Genomic DNA, 18,359 nt, shown 5'->3' with positions numbered 1-18,359 from the left:
GGTTCGAGCGTTCTTCACGCCATCCAACAACGGAGAATCTTCAATGAAGCTGGCCGTCTCTACTCTTGCTTTCGTTACTGCGTCGATGCTGTGCACCACGAGTGCAAGCGCCCATCAGATCTGGTTCGAGCAGTCGCCTAACAGGACAATGACGTTCTACTACGGCGAGTTCGACAGGAACATGCTGGAAGTCACGCCCGGAGGCATGGACCGCTTCAAGGCGCTCGCCGGCCAGTCGATCTCGGATTCCGGCGCGAAGCCGCTGGATATGAAACTGCAACGCGCGAGCTTTTCGGTAGCGCAGAAGCCGGCTAAAGGAGACTCCTTCGTCGCGGTGGACCATAAGTATCCGATCTTCAAGGTTCACGACGACGGCGCGACGGTCGATAGCTACTGGACTCCGGCTACGCGCTGGGTGGGCGATTTCAGCGCGCGCCAGCCGGAACTCGAACTCGATATCGTGCCGACGGGCGTGGTCAAGGGCAATGTCGCGCAGTTCCAGGTCTTCTATCAGAAGGAGCCGCTGACGAACAAGCCGGTCACGCTGTCGTCATGGGGTGGCTGGGACTATCTCGGCACCACGGACGGGGAAGGCAAGGTGTCGTTCGCGTTGCCGTGGAAAGGCACGTACGTACTCGGCATCGAGTACCGCGACCGTACACCTGGCGAGCGAGTCAACACCGAAGGCGTCACCGAAAAATACGCGGTCCGCGGCTTCAGCTCGACGCTCTCTTTCTATCAGCCGACCGGCGCCGAGCCGATGAAGCGCGCGCCGTCGACGCTTCCCGCGTCGGAGATCGCCCGACTGAACGCGAAGAAATAGCGTTCGGCGCGCAGCCTCCGCATCGCTCGCGGCGCTTTCAGCCGCGCAAACACCGCAACGCCCAATCCAACCGATATCCGACAAGGAGCATCGATGAACTACCTCGCCCGCATCCTGGCCGCCACCACCGCTGCGTTCACGATCAATCAGGCCGTCGCGCACGGCGTTCCTTTGCCGCAGCACGGCGGAATCATGGACGACGCCGGCCTCGTCGCCGTCGAAATGGTCGCGAAGAACCGCACCGTCGAACTGTTCGTCACCGACGATGACGCCCCGGTCGACGCCCGCAACATCAAGGGCGTGCTGACCGTCACATCCGCCAGCGGCGCGAAGAAGGAAACACCGATTGCCGCTGTCTCCGGCAATCAGCTTCGCTCGCAGGATGTCGAGGTGCCGCCTGGGTCGCGCGTCACCGCGTTGCTGACGATGGCCGACGGTACGACCAAGGTAAGCGCGCGGTTCAAGGTGCAGTGAAGCCGGGCGCGTTCCGCGGGCGATCGATCGGCGCTCGGCGATGCTCGTCTTTCTTCAACTCCGTTCACAAAGGAACAGCGGATGAATCGCATCTGCAAGCTCTGCCGCGCGTGGTTGGCGCGGCTCGCATACGGCAGCCCGCTGATGTTGCTGCTGCTTGCCGGCACGACAGCGCTCGCCTACGCACACGGCGTCTCGGACGACGACAAGTCGTTCATCGAGGGAAGCGCGGGCATCAATCTGATTCCGTATATCTACCTCGGCGCGAAACATATGGTCACGGGCTACGACCATCTGCTGTTTCTGTTCGGCGTGATTTTCTTTCTGTACCGGCTCAAGGACGTTGGACGCTATGTGACGCTGTTCGCTGTCGGACACAGCACGACCCTGCTGTTCGGCGTCATCGCCAACGTGCATGCGAACCCGTATCTGATCGACGCGGTGATCGGGTTGTCGGTGGTCTACAAGGCGCTCGATAACCTCGGCGCGTTCAGAAAGGTGCTGGGCTTTGAACCGAATCCGCGCCTCGCCGTGCTGATCTTCGGCTTCTTTCACGGCTTCGGGCTCGCGACGAAACTTCAGGAAATGGCGATTTCGCGCGACGGCATGGTGCCGAACATCATCGCGTTCAACGTCGGTGTCGAGATCGGTCAATTGATCGCGCTCAGCATGATCCTGATCGCGATGACGTACTGGCGCCGTTCGCCGGGATTTCACCGCCACGCGTTGCTCGCCAACGCGGTGTTGATGAGCGCGGGCTTCGTACTCGTCGGCTTTCAGCTCTCCGGCTATTTCTTTCCCACGGTGGCATGACATGAGCACATACGAAGTATCGAATCAAAGCTTGATGAAGGCGACATCCGGCGCCGCGGGCGCGGCGCTCGTGATCCTCGCGCTGTTTGTCCTGCCTGCTGAACGCGGTATCGACATTACCGGCATCGGCGGTGCGCTCGGCTTGACGAAGATGGGCGCGAAAAATCCATCGCTCGATTCGATGCCGGCGCTTGCACCGGCGCAAACAGCAGGCGATCTGCCGGTGCCGAACCGCCAGTCGATTTCGCAGGCGACGGCGTATCGCAGCGATGAAATGGAACTGGTCCTGCCGCCGAACGCGGGCGCCGAGATCAAGGCGCAGATGAAGAAAGGTGACCACTACATCTTCCAGTGGGCCGCGACGGGCGGGCCGGTCAACGTCGATATGCACGGTGAACGGCCGCATGCCGGCAAGGCCTTCACCAGCTACTGGAAAGATGTCGATCAGAGCTCGGCGCAAGGCTCGTTCACCGCGCCGTTCGACGGCACGCATGGCTGGTACTGGCGCAATCGCGGAGATCAGACCGTGACGATCAAGGTGAAGACCAGCGGTTTCTACGAAAAGCTCTTTCGCCCCGACGGGCATTGAACGGGTGGCGGGCCGCAAGCGCCCGCCACTTTCCTGAACGCTATGCCCTCTCTTTGACAAGGGTGATCAAATGACTATCTCTTCGGGTTTATCCAGCCCCGCGGCTACCGCCGCACGGTCCGTCGCGACGCCGGCAGTGCAGTCACGCACGCGGATGATCGCCATCGACGCACTGCGCGGTTTCGTGATGTTGTGCATGCTCGTCGATCATGTACGCGAGACATTTTGTCTGCATCGTCAGGTAACGGATCCGATGGATGCCTTCACGCTAGCGCCGGAGTTGTTTTTCACGCGGATGGTGAGCGAGATTTGCGCGCCGGTGTTTATCTTTCTGACCGGTCTGTCGGCGTACCTGTATGGGCAGTCGCATACGCCGAAGGAAACCTCCACGTTCCTGTTCAAGCGCGGCATATTCCTCGTGTTTCTCGAACTGACCTTCGTGTGCTTCGCGTGGACCGCGGAATTTCCGCCCAAGACGCTGTGGCTGCAGGTGATCTGGTGCATCGGTCTGTGCATGATCGCGCTGTCGGTTTTGCTGCACTTGCCGCGCAAGTGGCAGATCGCGCTCGGTGTGGCGATCATCGCGGGACACAACCTGCTCGACGGAATCACGCTCGGGCCCGATTCGCCGCTGTTCGTGCCGTGGTCGATCCTGCATCAGCGCGTGTTCATCGACCTGGGCGGCATCACGCGGGCACGCACCACGTATCCGATTTTGCCGTGGATCGGCGTGATCCTTCTCGGCTATGCGATCGGACCGTGGTTCGCCAAACAGGTCGACCCGGCCGAACGCATGTCGCGACTGCTGAAGGTGGGCGCTGGCGTGCTGGTCGCTTTCGTCGTGATTCGCTATCTGAACTTCTACGGCGAAAAGCCGTGGGTGCAGGCGGGCGACGGGCTGCACACGTTCATGAGCTTCATGAGCGCGAAGAAGTACCCGCCGTCGTTGATGTTTCTGCTGCCCACGCTGGGCCTCGGCCTGATCTTGCTGGCCTGCTTCGAGAAGATTCAGGACCTGCGCATCGCGAGCATGCTGGCTGTACTCGGTGGCGCACCGATGTTTTTCTATCTGCTTCACCTGTACGTATTGAAGGCGCTCTACCTGATTGCGGTGCATGTGTGGGGGGCGAACCAGGGGCAGTACTACGGCTTCGACAGCCTCGCGGGCATCTGGCTGTGGTGGGCGATCCTCGCGGTCGCGCTGTATCCGCCCGTGCGCTGGTTTGCGAAACTCAAGCAGCGTCGCAAGGACATCTGGTGGCTGAAATACCTCTGAGCATCCGTTGGGGATGAAGTGCCGGCTGCGTGTTCAACGCGGCTAGCGTTGCCCCAAATCTCACAGACATCTTCCGCTCGACTCGCCACATCGCGTGGCAGGCCGGTCTGCGCGTCTCGTGCGCAGACCGCATCATCACTTTTCTTCACTGGACGTTCATGATGAACAGAACGCGCGCTGCAAGCACCGCTATCAACGGGGCGTTGATCGTCGCGACCCTCGGGTTTGCCATTCCGGCATCGGCACAAAGTTCGGTGACGTTGTATGGCATCGTCGATAACGGCTTTGTCTATACGCACAACAGCGGCGGCAAGTCGACACAGGTCGGTCTCATCAGCGGCAGTCTGTCGGGGTCGCGCTGGGGGCTCAAGGGCGTCGAGCCGCTAGGTGGCGGACTGTCCGCGATTTTCCAACTTGAGAACGGGGTCAACCTCAATACCGGCAAGATGAACCAGGGTGGCCGGCTGTTCGGCCGCCAGAGTTATGTCGGCCTGAAGAGCGCGACGGCCGGCACGCTCACGATGGGCCGCATCTACGATCCGCTGACGGACCTCGTTCAGCCGGCGCAGGGCGACAACTATCTCGGACAGACCTTCACGTCGCCAGGCGACGTCGACAACGCCGACAGTAGCGCGCGCTTTAACAACGCGTTGAAGTGGGCGAGTCCCAGGTGGTTCGGTTTGAGCGGCGAAATGATGTACGGATTCGGCGGCGTCGCGGGCAGCGTCGTGTCGGGCCAGACATACAGCGCGGCGCTCAATTACGGGCAGGGCGGCTTTACGCTTGCGGGCGGCTATCTGCACATGGATCGGGGCAATGCGACGTTGTCGACGCGCGGGACCGCGTCATCGGATACGCTGTTCAACAGTTCGGTCAACGCGGCCTACGCCTCCGCGAAGGCAATCGACGTGTGGCGTGTCGCGACGCAATACGCGTTCTCTGCGTTCACGGTGGGCGCGTACTACAGCGACTCGCGTTATTCGGCTGACGGGGCGTCGAGTTTCTCGCGCACCGAAATTTACCGGAATACTTCGGCGTTTGCCGTGTGGAAGGTGACCCCGTCGTGGCTGGCAGAGGCGGCGTATAACTTCCTGAAGTCATCTGGCGATTCGGGGGCGCGCTATCACCAGGTGAGCGTCGGTGCCGATTATCTGCTCAGCAAACGGACCGATATCTATACGATCGTCAGCTACGCGCACGCGTCGGGACAAAATGGCGCAGGGGACGCTCAGGCGGTGATCGGCGCAACCGACATCGATGCCGGCAAGGCGTCGCAAACGCGTGTCAACGTGGGCCTCAGACATCGATTCTGATTTACTGGTGCGCCGGAATGTCGAGGCACTGATCCGTCAGCACCTCGCGGGTGCGTGCGCGGAGGCGGTTGGCCCCGCGGATGCCGCGCAGCCAGGGGCTGACGTTCAAGCGGGTGCAGCGACCGCGCTTCCATGACAAGCCGCTCGTACAGATCGTCTATCTGCCGGAGAAGGGCAAGCCGGTCGCGCTGTGCGTGCTGAAGGAAGCGAAAGCCGACGCGGCGCCGTCCAATGGCAAGATCGACGGCATGGCCGTGGTTTCATGGCGCCGAGGGCAACTCGGCTACGCGCTGATCGGCGAGTCTGGGAGCGTCGATCTCGACGCGCTCGGCAAGCAGCTTTACGACGGCCAGGTCGCGACCACCGTCAGCGAGAACGACATGGGCGGCAAGGTCGCTCGGATCTGACATTATGCGCTTTCGATGAAGTTCGGGCGTTCGCGCTCGCGTGCATTACGCCTTGCCCTGGGCGGTCGTGGCTTGCGTGAAAAGGTTGGCGAACATCGCACTGGCGTTGTCATTGAAGGCGACCGCCATGGCGCCCAGCGCCAGCACCACGATGCCGGCCAGAACGGCGTATTCCATGGCGCTCACGCCACGTTCGTCACGAACGAATGCTTTCATAAGGGTTTGCATTTTCTTGGCTCCCGTAACAAAGGGCGAAATTCCGTGTCGATGGATGCCCGACCTGGATATTCGCCCGAGTGGAAAGACTGGAATCCTGTCGCACCAGCGCTCGTTCGCAACTCCGCGGTCGAACCGATGCTGGCGCCTCATATAGTATGACAATTTGGGATAAGCCAGTGAGAAAGTACACGACCTTTCTCGCGCTTCGTCGGAGTCATCAATCAAGCCAGCCTTTGTACACCTGCGAGCTTCGGGGCAACTCAGCGAGTGTTAGGCCGGATAATGGTCTCGTTCGGGTGCGTGAGGCCCGCCGATGCGTCGTCGATGGACTCCAAGGCCTCGAGGCTCGTGTCAGAGCGGTCGAGCATCGCACGGGCTTGATTAATATCGAGCGCACCCTCCCAACGAGCAACCACAATGGTCGCTACTCCGTTGCCGATCAGATTGGTGACCGCACGCGCCTCATTGAGAAAACGGTCCACGCCCAGCAGCAGCACCAGCCCGGACACTGGAATCTTGTGCATCGTCGCGAGCGTGGCTGCCAGTGCCACGAATCCCGCTCCGGCCACGCCAGCCGATCCTTTCGAGGTCAGCAGCAACACGCCAAGCAACAGCAACTGGTCCCAGATCGTTAGATGGATGTTCATCGCTTGTGCGATGAACATCGAAGCCATCGTCAGATAGATCGCCGTGCCATCGGCGTTAAACGTGTAGCCCGTCGGCAACACCATGCCGACGACGGGGCGTGAGCAGCCAAGCTTCTCCATCTTGATGAGCATCTGCGGGAGAACCGCTTCGGTCGAAGCCGTACCGAGCGTAATGAAAATCTCGTCCTTGATGTAGCGGAGATACTTCCACAACGACAGTCCACTCAGGCGCATGACGAGGCCGAGCACGACGACCACGAAGAAGATCGAGGTCAGGTAAAGACACAGCATCAACTGACCAAACGATGCCAGCGTGCCGATCCCGTACTTCGCAATGGTGAATGCCATGCCGCCAAACGCACCGATAGGCGCGACGTACATCACGATTCGCACGACCCCGAACATGCCCTGAAGAAACATGTCGAGCATGTCGACGAACGGCGCGGTGCGGGGACCGAGCTTCGCGAGGGATACTGCGAGCAGCAGCGAGAAGAAGATAATCGGCAGGATCTCTCCATTCGCGAACGCCCCAACGATACTGTTGGGAACGATGTTCATGAAGAATTCAAGCATGCCGTGCTGCTGTGCCGCGTGACTATAGGTGGCGATGGCGGAACTGTCGATATGAGCCGGGTCGATGTTCATACCGCTGCCTGGCTTGATGACATTCACGACGATGAGGCCGACTACAAGCGCAATGGTCGAGGCAATTTCGAAGTACACGACTGCCTTGACGCCGACCCGCCCAGCCTCGTGAAGATCGTTCATGCGGGCAATACCGACCACGACGGAGGCGAAAATGATCGGAGCGAGCAGCATCCGGATCAGTTTGATGAACAGATCGCCGAGTGGTTTGAGTTGAGAACCGATGTCAGGGTAGAAGTGGCCGACCAGCACGCCAGCGACAATGCCAATCAGAACCTGTACATAGAGCCTGGAAAGGGACTTTCCGATCTTTGAAACCCGCATGACTGTCTCCTATCTATGCGTGGCATCTTTTGATGAAGTCAGGCCGAGCAGCGCGGCGGGATCTACCGCTGCGGCAACCACGACCTTATTTCGCCTGCGTTCCGTTGATGTATTTTTCTGAACGCTCCACCGACGCTTTTGTCGGCGTTCGCCGCTTGACGGCTTATGCAGAGAGCTTTTGCATCTCGGCGTAAAGATCCGCCTTGCCTTCAAAACCGATGCCTGGCAGATCGGGCATCGTGATGTAGCCGCCGTCCACCTTCACGCCATCGGGGAAGCCGCCATACGGCTGGAACAGGTCGGGATATGATTCATTGCCGCCCAGACCAAGGCCCGCCGCGATGTTCAGCGACATCTGGTGACCACCGTGTGGAATGCATCGGCTCGGCGACCAGCCGTGCTGATGCAGCATGTCGAGCGTGCGCAGGTACTCGACGAGGCCATAGCTCAGCGCGCAATCGAACTGCAGCCAGTCACGGTCGGGACGCATGCCGCCATAACGGATCAGATTGCGCGCATCCTGCATCGAGAACAGATCCTCGCCCGTTGCCATCGGCTTGTCGTAGTAGTTACGCAGCGTCGCCTGCAGTTCGAAGTCGAGCGGATCGCCCGGTTCTTCGTACCAGAACAGGTCGTACTGCGACAGCGCCTTCGCGTACTGAATCGCGGTGTCGAGGTCGAAGCGCCCGTTGGCGTCGACGGCGAGTTTCTGGCCGTCCTGCAGCACGCTCAGAATCGAGTCGATGCGGCGCAGATCTTCGTCGAGCGAAGCGCCACCAATCTTCTTCTTCACGACCGTATAGCCCCGGTCGATGTAGCTGCGCATTTCGTCCTTGAGCTTTTCGTGGTCCTGGCCCGGATAGTAGTAACCGCCGGCCGCATACACGAAGATCTTGCGATTGGGCTGACCATTGCCGTAACGGTCGGCCAGCAGTTGGAACAGCGGTTTGCCTTCGATCTTCGCTACCGCGTCCCAGATCGCCATGTCGATCGTGCCGATCGCCACCGAGCGCTCGCCGTGGCCGCCGGGCTTTTCGTTGGTGAACATGGTTGCCCAGATCTTATGGGGATCGAGGTTGTCACCTGCGTCATTGACGAGGCTGGCGGAATCGGCTTCCAGAATGCGCGGCATGAAGCGCTCGCGCATGAGCTTGCCCTGGCCATAGCGGCCGTTGGAATTGAAACCGTAACCCACCACCGGCTTTCCGTCCCGAATGACATCCGTCACCACGGCGACGAGACTCAGCGTCATCTTGCTGAAGTCAATGTAGGCATTGCGGATCGGAGAACTGATCGGAACGGTCTTTTCGCGGATTTCAACGATTCTCATGACGGTGTCTCCTGAGTTCTGAGCATGTATTGCATTGCATGGGGCTGCAATGGAACGTAGCTTATCCGCGAAAGCAGGGGCTATACTTCGCCTCAATTCATTTCATTTTTTACCGTGGGTGAATAACGGCAATGGCAACCGACATCGCTTCCGACTTCGATTTTTTTATCCTCCTCGCGAGGCTCAAGAGCCTGTCCGGTGCGGCCCGCGCGCTCGATCTCACGCCGCCGGCAGCCACTAAGCGCCTGGGGTTGATCGAGCAGAGACTAGGGGTCAGGCTGGTCAACAGAACAACCCGGAATGTCAGCCTGACGCCCGAAGGCGAGACTTACCTGCGCTACGCAACGCACATCGTCGAACAGGTCCGGCAGATGGAGGAGGAGATATCAGGGACTCGTACCGATCCTCACGGTCTTCTGCGTATCAATGCGACGCTGGGATTCGGACGTACAACCATCGCGCCGCTGGTGTCTGATTTCGCGAAGCGATTTCCCAAGGTCGAGATCCAGTTTGAAGTGACCGATCGCCCCATCGATCTGGTTGCCGATGGGTTCGATATGGCGATCCGTTTTGGCGAACTCCCCGATAGCCGCCTAAGCGCGCGGCGCATCATGAGCAACCGGCGTTTTCTTTGCGCCTCTTCCAGGTACCTCGAGCGTTTTGGGACGCCGGAGCGCGTCGAAGATCTGGTTCACCACCGGTGCATCATTCATCGCCAGAATGACGATGCTTACGGCGTTTGGAGATACATACAGGATGATCACCTCGAGGCGCTCAAAGTCAAAGGAGCGCTCTCGAGCAATGACGGCGACATCGTATTGCGTTGGGCACTCGACGGTCACGGAATCCTGATTCGATCCGAATGGGACCTGGCGAAGTACGTCCAGAGCGGCCGGTTGAGACTGGTGTTGCCGGATACCCCACTGCCTTCAGCCGACTTGTTCGTGTACTACCCGAGTCAGCGAAATCAGACCGCACGCGCCAGAGCGTTCATTGATTTTCTGATCGATCATTTTCAGGCACCCTTCGTGCCGGTTGAGACGGGAGCGCTGATTTACGCCAAGAAACAGCGGGCAGGGCGGAAGGGGTGAGGGGTTGCAGGGCGTACGAGCCACGTAGCGCATGTCCTGTGTGACGCGAAATGGGGCGTTTTTGCAGAACGCGCTGCTAAAAAAGTGTCAGCCTTCTTGGCGCGAGAACTGAAGTGACTTAGCGCGTGGCACGGTCTAGCCATTTAGCGCCTCGCTCGCGAAGCGACTTTTGCGTTCGATCAGGAGCACGTCAAAACGCTTTCTGACAGTTTGCTTTCGAGAAGATCCGCAACGGCTTGGTGACGTATCGGGAAGAGCGAATGCTGGCGGCACTCGCGCTGAAAGCTTCCTCTGTTGCCCTGTAATTCGTCTGCTACACTGAATCGGGAGGCGATCTATTCAGTACCCGGTCGATCCGAAGGCGGCTGACTCGCGAGTCAACGCCGCTCCAACTCATGCCGTCAAGTCTCGGGCATTCATCAACGCATTCAGCTTAACAAAGAGGGACTTCGCGACCACTGTGATGCTCGCATTGGGCTATCGAATGCAACTTTCCCTCTTTGCCCAACGATCCGAAATCGCGCCCTTCCGATGAAGCGGGCGCGGCACATTCCGTCAAGCAACGCGACTCAACGTACGCAGCTCACGTGTTTGATGTTTCTTCTGTTAATGAACCTGGCGCCGCAATCGCTTTGCCGAGCGTTGTTCCTTCGTCGCCGGGCACACGAAATAGTGCGGAGGTGTTGCCATGATTGAGTCATCCGATTTTCGAAGCAGCACGATAGCGCTTGGTCACGGGGGCGGCCGTATGCCCGCACTCGGGTTCGGCACGCTGATTGCCGATCCCGCGACCACGATCAGTGCGACCAGAGACGCGCTGGAAGTCGGATATCGGCACTTCGACTGTGCCGAGCGCTATCGGAACGAACGTGAGGTGGGCGAGGCTCTGCGGGCAGGGCTCGCTGCGGGGGCCATTGCGCGCGAGGAGATTTTCGTGACCACGAAATTGTGGAACACCAATCATCGGCCCGAGCGCGTTGAAGCGGCTTTCGATGCGAGTCTTGCCAGGATTGGACTCGACTATCTGGATCTCTATCTGATTCACACTCCGTTCGCGTTTCAGCCGGGGGATGAGCAGGACCCTCGCGATGAAAACGGCGCTGTCATCTACGATCGAGGCGTGACCTTGCTCGATACGTGGCGGGCAATGGAAAATCTCGTCGACCGTGGTAACTGCCGCGCCATTGGACTGTCCGACATCGGCCTGGACGAATTGCGGCCGCTCTACGAATCGGCACGGATCAAGCCGGCGGTGGTACAGGTCGAGGCACATCCGTATCTTCCGGAAACAGAACTTCTGGAATTCTGCCAGGAGAAGGGCATGGTGTTCCTGGCTTTTGCGCCATTGGGTCACGGAATAAAGCCTGGGCCGCTCGACGACCTGGTCATCGCCGCGATTGCCGCGCGAACCGGAAAAACGCCGGCGCAGGTACTGCTTGCGTGGGCGCTGCAACGTGGCGGGGCTTTGCTTACCACGCCAAAGACCGGGGCCCGCGCGAGAGAGAACTTCGACATCTCCGCGCTTCCGGCCGACGCATTCGACGAAGTCAACCGCATTCAGACCAGGCAAAGATTCAACGAAGTCGTGAAGACCGGCAGCCCGGGCTTCATTCCGCAAAGCAAACGGCAGTGAAACGGGGGTCGACGGCGCGACAAGGGAGTTCATCGTGGATCTGACGGGATATGAGTTGGAGCCGCTGCGCGCCGACGGCGACTTCGCGCTATATCGCGCCCGCGGAGCCAGCCATCCCGTCTCGGTGCTTGCGCTGTTCGCCACGCGCGCCGCATCCCAAAGCATCACACGTCTCGAACACGAATACGGATTAGCCCCGCTGCTCGACGCCAGTTGGGCGGCGCAGCCTCTCGCGCTGGATCAGCGCCGCGTACCGCCGATGCTCGTGCTGGCCGACAACGGCGGCGAGCCGCTGGATTGCATGCTCGGCGGGCCGTTGGAAATGGGGCGTTGTTTGAGTATCGCGGTCAATCTCGCGAGAGCGATCGGCCAGGTTCATCGTTGCGGCCTCGTTCACAAGGACATCAAGCCGGCGAACGTTCTCGTCGACACGGAGGGCAACGTGCGGCTCACCGGCTTCGGTATCGCGTCGCAGTTGCCGCAGGAACGTCAGCCGCCCGCGCCACCGGAGATCGTGGCGGGCACCTTCGCATACATGGCGCCCGAGCAGACAGGCCGTATGAACCGTTCGATCGACGCACGCAGCGATCTCTACTCGCTTGGCGTCACCCTGTACGAAATGCTCACCGGGTCGCTGCCGTTCGCGGCGTCGGATGCGATGGAATGGATTCATTGTCACATTGCACGCAGACCGACACCGCCCGGCGAGCGCGTCGACGGTATTCCGCAAGCGGTCGGAGGCATCGTTCTGAAACTGCTCGCCAAGGCCGCTGAGAACCGTTATCAGACCGCCATGGGTGTCGAAGCCGACCTTCGGGCGTGCCTTGCCGCATGGCAGGCGCACCGCGAGATCACTCCGTTTCCGCTCGGCGCGCACGACGTGTCGAGCCGGCTACTGATCCCGGAGAAACTGTACGGGCGTGAGGTTCAGATCGAAGCACTTGTCGCGGCGTTCGATCGGATCGTGGCCGGCGCCGCGCCTGAACTCGTGCTGATCGCCGGCTATGCGGGCATCGGCAAGTCGTCGGTCGTCAACGAACTGCACACGGTGCTAGTGCCGCCGCGCGGCCTGTTCGCCGCCGGCAAGTTCGATCAGTACAAACGCGACATTCCCTATGTTCCGTTTGCGCAGGCGTTCCAGTCTCTGGTGCGCAACCTGCTGAGCAAAAGCGACGCCGACGTCGAGCCGTGGCGGCGCGCGCTTGTTGAAGCGCTCGGCCCGAACGGCCAGGTGATCGTGAATCTGATTCCGGAGCTTGCGCTCATCGTCGGCGAGCAGCCGCCCGTGCCGAGCCTGCCGCCGCAGGACGCGCAGAACCGCTTCCAGATCGTATTCCGCCGTTTCCTCGGCGTGTTCGCGCGGCCGGAGCATCCGCTCGCACTGTTCATCGACGATCTGCAATGGCTCGACAGGGCGACACTCGATCTGCTCGAACATCTCGTCACGCATCCGGAGGTCAGGCACGTTCTGCTGGTCGGCGCGTATCGGGACAACGAGGTGGATGGCTCGCACCCGCTTACGCATATGCTCGGCGCTATCGGCACCGCCGGAGGGAAGGTGCGGCAGATAGTGCTCGCGCCGCTCAAACCCGACAGCGTCGCGCAGCTCGTCGCCGATTCGATTCACTGCGACAGCGCGATAGCCAGGCCGCTCGCGCAACTCGTACATGAGAAGACCGGCGGTAATCCGTTCTTCGCGATTCAGTTTCTGACGGCGCTGAACGACGAGAGACTGCTTACCTTCGAGCACCGCACGGCGACATGGACCTGGGATCTGCCGCGCATTCGTGCCAAGGGCTTCACCGAGAACGTAGCGGATCTGATGGCCGCGAAGCTGAGCCGCCTGCCTGTCACGACGCGCGACGCGCTGGGTCAACTCGCGTGCCTCGGCAACGTCGCCGAGATCGCCTCGCTGACCCTCGTTCAGAACGAGCCGGCGCAGACGCTACACGCGAAGCTGTGGGAAGCCGTGCGCGCCGGTCTTGTCTTTCGTGCGGAGGGCGCCTATGCGTTCGCCCATGATCGCGTGCAGGAGGCCGCCTATGCGCTCATCCCCGCGGAAGATCTTGCCGCGGCGCATCTGCGGATCGGCCGGGCACTCGCGTTACGGAGCGCGCCGGAAGCGCTCGAAGAGACGATCTTCGACATCGTCAACCACCTCAATCGCGGCGCGGCGCTGATCACCGACCATGCAGAGCGTGAGCGGACCGTCGCGCTGAATCTCATCGCGGGCAAGCGCGCGATGAATTCGACCGCGTATATTTCGGCCCGCACGTATCTGGCGCAAGCTGTCGCGCTGCTGCCGATCGACGCCTGGGCACGATGCTATGAAAACACCTTCGATCTCTACCTTGTGTTTTCGGAATGCCAATATCTGGCTGGCGATTTTGCCGAGGCCGACGCGCTGTTCGACATGATGCTGGGCAGCGCGCGCGCCAATCTTGACCGCGCAAAAGTTTTCAGCCTGCGCATGGAGTTGTACCAGGTCGCCGGCAAATATGACGAGAGCTTCGCCGTCGCGCGGAATGCGCTGCGCGATTTCGACATCGTTCTCCCGGAGTCCGCTGAAGACATCCAGGCAGCGGTCGATGCGGCGTTTCGGGAAATTCCGCTCAATCTGGCGGGGCGCCCGATCGGCGAACTGGTCGAGGCGCCGGTGGCGGCCGACCCTGCCACACGGGCGATCATCGACCTTCTGGTCGGAGCAATGCCCTGTGCCTTCGCGGCGCGGCCCGAGTACTACCCGCTCATTACCCTGAAGGCGGTCAACCTCTCCTTGCGGCACGGCAATACCGACAACTCGAGCTTCGCTTACGGCAATTACGCGTTGATGCTGCTCTCCATCGTCGGCGACATACCCGGCGCGGTGCAATTTTCGGAGATGTCGCTGCGGTTGAATGAAAAGTTCGGCAACCGGCGCCTCCATGGAAAGCTGCTTCATCTGCACGGCAGCCACATCAATTTCTGGCGGCGCCATATTGCGAGCAATTTGCCGATTCTGGAACAGGCGATCGTTGCCTGCATGGAAGTGGGCGATTTCGTCTTTGCGGGCAACCTCGCATTCACGACGCTCTGGCAGGCGATCGAGAAAGGCGCAATCCTCGAAGAGGTGCAGTCGCAATCGGAAAGATTCGCCGCATTCGCTATTCAGAGCCATAACGGGCCCGTTCACGAGACCATCCGGATCGAGCAGCAATTCGTCGCCAGCCTGCGGGGCAAGTCGGCCGAAACGCTAAAGCTGAACGGCGGTGCATTCGACGAAGCCGCATGTTTCGGGGCGATCACCCAGGCGAACTTCGGCTGCGGTATCGCCTTCTATCACATCATCAAGACGATGCTCGCTTTTCTCGATGGCCGGTACACCGACGCACTGAACGCCGCGCACGAGGCGGAGGCGATGCTGCGCGCCGCGATGGCGCTGCCGATCGAAGCGACGTTTCACTTCTTCCATGCGCTAGCGTTGACGGCGCTCTTTCCGGAAGCATCGGCCCAACAGCAACTGGCCTACCGGCGCATTCTCGCCGCGAAACTCCAGAAATTCGCGCTGTGGGCCGAGCACTGTCCAGAGAACTATCAGAATCGCCACGCGCTTGTCTGCGCGGAGCTGGCGCGCCTCGAGCACCGCGATCTCGACGCCATGCGTCTCTACGAACAGGCGACCGATTCGGCTCGCGAAAACGGCTTTCTTCACCATGAAGGCATCGCCAGCGAGCTTGCCGGCCGCTTTTATCTGGGCTGTGGTCTCAGAACGAGCGCCGATGCGTATTTGCGCAACGCGCGTCACTGCTTTGCTCTTTGGGGCGCCGACGGCAAAGTCGCGCAACTCGACAGGCAATATTCCCACCTCGCCGATCAGAGAGGGCACAAGCTAGCGCCGGCCCTGGGCGATGATTGGCGGCTTCTCGACGCAGCAACGCTGCTCAAGGCGTCTCAAGCCCTTTCCAGCGAGATCGAATTGACCGGCCTGATCGAGCGCTTGATGACGATAGCATTACAGACCGCCGGCGCCGATCGGGGCGTGTTGATCGTGCCGCAGCGGCAGGGCGGCTACCGCATTGAAGCGGAAGCGCGCATCAACGGCGAGCGGATCGAGTTGAACCGCGAGGCGGTTGCCGATTCCGCCGTTCCCGCAGCGCTCGTGCGCTATGTGATCCATACACAAAAGAGCGTCATCATTGACGATGCGCTGACACCCAATCCGTTCTCCGAAGACAACTACGTGTCGCACGGAGCGACACGGTCGATGTTTTGTTTGCCTCTTGTCAGGCAGGGCAAGCTAGGCGGCTTGCTCTATCTCGAGAATACGGCCACATCGCATGTATTCACGCCGCGCCGCTCCGCGCTACTCGATTTGCTGGCGTCACAGGCGGCCATTTCGCTCGAAAACACGCGTCTTTATGCCGATCTTCAGGAGCGCGAGTCGAAGGTCCGGCGGCTGGTCGAGTCCAACATCATCGGCATTTTCATCTGGGACTTCAAAGGCCAGGTCATCGACGCCAACGATGCTTTTCTGCGCATGGTGGACTACAGCCAGCACGATCTCCTCTCCGGTCTTATCAGGTGGCCCGATCTGACTCCGCCTGAGTGGCATGGTCGCGATGAACTGGCGATAGCCGAACTGAAAACCACCGGAAGCGCAAGACCCTTCGAGAAAGAATACTTCCGGAAAGACGGGCGACGAGTGCCGGTTCTGGTCGGCGCGGCGGCGTTTGGCGAGCGCGAGGACCAAGGCGGCGTGGCTTTCATCGTGGACTTGACCGAACAAAGGCGGGCGCAACAGGAAATACGCGACAGCGAGCGAAGATACCTTGAACTCCAGATGGTGCTGGCGCATTCAAACCGCGTGGCAACAATGGGCCAGCTATCGGCTTCCATCGCACACGAAGTAAAGCAGCCAATCACCGCGACAGCCGCCTATGCGAGCGCGGCCCTGCGCTGGCTCGCGGCGCGACCGCCCAACCTCGTCGAAGTTCGTCAGGCGCTCAATCGGATTGTCGCGGATAGCAGCCGCGCCAATGACATAGTCGACCGAACCCGCGCCTTCTTTAAAAAAGAGCCGCAGCGAAAAGATGGTCTCGACATCAATGAAACGATTCTCGAGCTGATCGCGTTCATGGGAGGCGAGGCTGACAAGTGCGGCGTCAAACTGGCTGTGCAACTGGTTGACGGACTGCCGCAAATACACGGTGATCGGGTGCAACTTCAGCAGGTGATGCTCAATCTGATGATCAACGCGATCGAAGCGATGAGCGCCGCGAACACGGCCACGCGAACGCTTTTGATCCGAACCAGCAGGCTTGAGGTCAACGAACTCTGCGTGAGCGTGCAAGACTCGGGGCCGGGCCTTGCCGCCGAACGTCTTGAATGCGTCTTCGACGCGTTTTTCACGACCAAACCGAACGGCCTGGGGCTGGGTTTGCCGATCTGCCGCTCGATCGTCGAAAGTCATGGAGGAAAATTGTGGGTGGCGTCGAACTCGCCGAGCGGCACCACCTTTCAGTTCACGGTGCCCATGCAAGCTGACGCAGTGCATCCGGGTAAGGCCAGGCGATCGCGACGCGCGCCAGCGAAACCGTCATGACGTCACCGCATAGTCTTCGCGACGATTCGTTGCCTGTGAAACCGTCTTCGCGTCGCGGACAGTGGGTGGGACCGGCGCTCTGAAGAAGTCGGCACAGAAATCGACGAACGTCCTGAGCCGCGCCGGAAGCAACTCGCGGTGCGAGTAGAAGAGGCATAGTTCGATGTTGCCATCGGATGCCGTGCACTCCGGCAAGATGTGCACGAGATGTCCCATGTCGATATCTTCGCGAACCATGGTTTCAGGTAATGTGGCAATGCCGATTCCCGTTAGCGCCGCTGCCCGCAACAATACTTCGTTGCCGTTCATCGACGACATGGGAGACACGCTCACCCGTCGATCTCCCTCGAGCAGATCGATGGAATTCACGCTCGTCTTCCTCGACTCGCGGTCCACCAGCAAAAAATGACCGGCGAGATGCGCGGCCGTTCCGGGCGTGCCGTGATGCTCCAGATAACCGGGTGAAGCAACGAGAATGCGCGGCGTTCTGGACAGCGTTCGGCGAATCACGGCGGACTGCTCCACGAGATGAGGCGGCAGAATGGCGATATCGAAACGTCCGTCATACAGATTCACGGCGTCGTCCTGGACAGCAACGACGAGACTTACATTGGGAGCCATGACGCGATAGTCCCGCACCAGTCGGGAGAATGTCTCACTCACGAGCATCGGATGCACGACGAGCCGCAGCCTTCCGCCTTCGACCTCGCGCTCCCGCGAAATGCGGCGGTTTGCTTCGTCGAGTTCTTCGAGCAAACGGCAGCAAATCAGATAGTACGGCTGCGCCGCTTCGGTCAGGGAAACGGACCTCGTTGTTCTAAGCAAGACCCTCGTCTGAATACACGCTTCGAGCTTGGCGATCGCTTTCGATATCGATCCGGTGGTGACATCCAACGAATCGGCAGCCCTGCTGAAACTTTGATACCGCGCGGCTGCCACGAATGCCCGCAACATGTAAAGCTGATCCATTTCGCACCTCACTGGTAGGTTCACATCGAGCCGCGAAGAATTGTCGAAGATGCCGAAACGCTGGCGATCGTCTGCGCGTGCACCGACTAAAGGCTAAGCGCGAATGCCGTGCGATTCCATCGTCCGATGTGCTGCTAGGCGTTGTGCAGTCGCATGCTCGGGTAATACGTTCGGATGCCTTCTGGCAGGTTTTTGCCTGATCGTGTCCTTCGTCCGCGGTAACGA

General features: G+C 60.4%; 14 protein-coding genes and 1 pseudogene. 11 read left to right on the top strand and 4 right to left on the bottom strand.

Annotated elements, in window-relative coordinates:
- Positions 1-43 precede the first annotated feature (43 nt).
- From CUJ90_RS31695 to CUJ90_RS31665, 7 genes are all read left to right on the top strand, one after another.
- Positions 44-823, top strand: a complete 780-nt coding sequence (locus CUJ90_RS31695; RefSeq protein ID WP_073430229.1) for a DUF4198 domain-containing protein — start codon at positions 44-46, stop codon at positions 821-823.
- Positions 824-916: 93 nt separating this feature from the next.
- The gene (locus CUJ90_RS31690; RefSeq protein WP_114164611.1) at positions 917-1,297 is read left to right on the top strand and encodes a hypothetical protein; all 381 of its coding nucleotides are present in this window, start codon (positions 917-919) and stop codon (positions 1,295-1,297) included.
- A gap of 81 nt (positions 1,298-1,378) precedes the next feature.
- Positions 1,379-2,110: a HupE/UreJ family protein gene (locus CUJ90_RS31685; protein WP_114164610.1), complete on the top strand. Its 732-nt coding sequence runs from the start codon at positions 1,379-1,381 to the stop codon at positions 2,108-2,110.
- Position 2,111: 1 nt separating this feature from the next.
- Positions 2,112-2,699, top strand: coding sequence for a hypothetical protein (locus CUJ90_RS31680; protein WP_114164609.1), 588 nt, complete (start codon positions 2,112-2,114; stop codon positions 2,697-2,699).
- Between the two features lie 70 nt (positions 2,700-2,769).
- Entirely contained in the window at positions 2,770-3,975 is a 1,206-nt protein-coding gene (locus tag CUJ90_RS31675; protein WP_114164608.1) for an acetyltransferase domain-containing protein, read from the top strand.
- 161 nt (positions 3,976-4,136) lie between these two features.
- A complete protein-coding gene (locus CUJ90_RS31670; RefSeq protein ID WP_114164743.1) occupies positions 4,137-5,288 on the top strand; it encodes a porin in 1,152 nt (383 codons plus the stop codon).
- Positions 5,289-5,368: 80 nt separating this feature from the next.
- Positions 5,369-5,695: an anti-sigma factor gene (locus CUJ90_RS31665; protein ID WP_244220086.1), complete on the top strand. Its 327-nt coding sequence runs from the start codon at positions 5,369-5,371 to the stop codon at positions 5,693-5,695.
- Between the two features lie 45 nt (positions 5,696-5,740).
- Here CUJ90_RS31665 and CUJ90_RS31660 read toward each other — a convergent pair whose 3' ends face one another.
- The 3 genes from CUJ90_RS31660 to CUJ90_RS31650 all read right to left on the bottom strand — a co-directional run bounded on the left by CUJ90_RS31660 (position 5,741) and on the right by CUJ90_RS31650 (position 8,860).
- Entirely contained in the window at positions 5,741-5,911 is a 171-nt protein-coding gene (locus tag CUJ90_RS31660; protein WP_422879717.1) for a Flp family type IVb pilin, read from the bottom strand.
- A gap of 263 nt (positions 5,912-6,174) precedes the next feature.
- A complete protein-coding gene (gene dctA, locus CUJ90_RS31655) occupies positions 6,175-7,530 on the bottom strand; it encodes a C4-dicarboxylate transporter DctA (protein ID WP_114164606.1) in 1,356 nt (451 codons plus the stop codon).
- Positions 7,531-7,693: 163 nt separating this feature from the next.
- Positions 7,694-8,860 carry a mandelate racemase/muconate lactonizing enzyme family protein gene (locus tag CUJ90_RS31650; protein WP_114164605.1) on the bottom strand — a complete coding sequence of 389 codons (1,167 nt, stop codon included), beginning with the start codon at positions 8,858-8,860 and terminating at the stop codon, positions 7,694-7,696.
- A gap of 131 nt (positions 8,861-8,991) precedes the next feature.
- Here CUJ90_RS31650 and CUJ90_RS31645 point away from each other — a divergent pair, with 131 nt between their 5' ends.
- The 4 genes and pseudogenes from CUJ90_RS31645 to CUJ90_RS31635 all read left to right on the top strand — a co-directional run bounded on the left by CUJ90_RS31645 (position 8,992) and on the right by CUJ90_RS31635 (position 17,165).
- Positions 8,992-9,951: a LysR family transcriptional regulator gene (locus CUJ90_RS31645; protein WP_114164604.1), complete on the top strand. Its 960-nt coding sequence runs from the start codon at positions 8,992-8,994 to the stop codon at positions 9,949-9,951.
- Between the two features lie 688 nt (positions 9,952-10,639).
- Entirely contained in the window at positions 10,640-11,584 is a 945-nt protein-coding gene (locus CUJ90_RS31640) for an aldo/keto reductase (protein WP_114164603.1), read from the top strand.
- Positions 11,585-11,843: 259 nt separating this feature from the next.
- Positions 11,844-13,001 (top strand): annotated as a pseudogene (locus CUJ90_RS33545) (serine/threonine protein kinase); the annotation flags it as partial.
- A 405-nt stretch (positions 13,002-13,406) separates the two neighbouring features.
- Positions 13,407-17,165, top strand: a complete 3,759-nt coding sequence (locus CUJ90_RS31635) for a trifunctional serine/threonine-protein kinase/ATP-binding protein/sensor histidine kinase (protein ID WP_244220136.1) — start codon at positions 13,407-13,409, stop codon at positions 17,163-17,165.
- On the opposite strand, the gene CUJ90_RS31630 is transcribed toward CUJ90_RS31635, so the two are convergent.
- A complete protein-coding gene (locus CUJ90_RS31630; protein WP_114164601.1) occupies positions 17,160-18,134 on the bottom strand; it encodes a LysR family transcriptional regulator in 975 nt (324 codons plus the stop codon). The genes CUJ90_RS31635 and CUJ90_RS31630 overlap by 6 nt on opposite strands.
- Between the last annotated feature and the right edge of the window lie 225 nt (positions 18,135-18,359).

Origin of the sequence: Paraburkholderia terricola, assembly GCF_003330825.1 — a bacterium.
In the GTDB taxonomy this organism is placed as follows: Bacteria; Pseudomonadota; Gammaproteobacteria; order Burkholderiales; family Burkholderiaceae; genus Paraburkholderia; species Paraburkholderia terricola.
Note: the sequence above shows the minus strand (reverse complement) of the source record. Positions and strands in the feature narration are given on the sequence as shown.

What these genes read in the sequence shown, in the direction of transcription:
- CUJ90_RS31695 (WP_073430229.1), top strand. Translation starts at nt 44, where the DNA reads ATGAAGCTGGCCGTCTCTACTCTTGCTTTCGTTACTGCGTCGATGCTG.
- CUJ90_RS31690 (WP_114164611.1), top strand. Translation starts at nt 917, where the DNA reads ATGAACTACCTCGCCCGCATCCTGGCCGCCACCACCGCTGCGTTCACG.
- CUJ90_RS31685 (WP_114164610.1), top strand. Translation starts at nt 1,379, where the DNA reads ATGAATCGCATCTGCAAGCTCTGCCGCGCGTGGTTGGCGCGGCTCGCA.
- CUJ90_RS31680 (WP_114164609.1), top strand. Translation starts at nt 2,112, where the DNA reads ATGAGCACATACGAAGTATCGAATCAAAGCTTGATGAAGGCGACATCC.
- CUJ90_RS31675 (WP_114164608.1), top strand. Translation starts at nt 2,770, where the DNA reads ATGACTATCTCTTCGGGTTTATCCAGCCCCGCGGCTACCGCCGCACGG.
- CUJ90_RS31670 (WP_114164743.1), top strand. Translation starts at nt 4,137, where the DNA reads ATGAACAGAACGCGCGCTGCAAGCACCGCTATCAACGGGGCGTTGATC.
- CUJ90_RS31665 (WP_244220086.1), top strand. Translation starts at nt 5,369, where the DNA reads ATGCCGCGCAGCCAGGGGCTGACGTTCAAGCGGGTGCAGCGACCGCGC.
- CUJ90_RS31660 (WP_422879717.1), bottom strand. Translation starts at nt 5,911, where the DNA reads ATGAAAGCATTCGTTCGTGACGAACGTGGCGTGAGCGCCATGGAATAC.
- dctA (WP_114164606.1), bottom strand. Translation starts at nt 7,530, where the DNA reads ATGCGGGTTTCAAAGATCGGAAAGTCCCTTTCCAGGCTCTATGTACAG.
- CUJ90_RS31650 (WP_114164605.1), bottom strand. Translation starts at nt 8,860, where the DNA reads ATGAGAATCGTTGAAATCCGCGAAAAGACCGTTCCGATCAGTTCTCCG.
- CUJ90_RS31645 (WP_114164604.1), top strand. Translation starts at nt 8,992, where the DNA reads ATGGCAACCGACATCGCTTCCGACTTCGATTTTTTTATCCTCCTCGCG.
- CUJ90_RS31640 (WP_114164603.1), top strand. Translation starts at nt 10,640, where the DNA reads ATGATTGAGTCATCCGATTTTCGAAGCAGCACGATAGCGCTTGGTCAC.
- CUJ90_RS31635 (WP_244220136.1), top strand. Translation starts at nt 13,407, where the DNA reads ATGGCCGCGAAGCTGAGCCGCCTGCCTGTCACGACGCGCGACGCGCTG.
- CUJ90_RS31630 (WP_114164601.1), bottom strand. Translation starts at nt 18,134, where the DNA reads ATGGATCAGCTTTACATGTTGCGGGCATTCGTGGCAGCCGCGCGGTAT.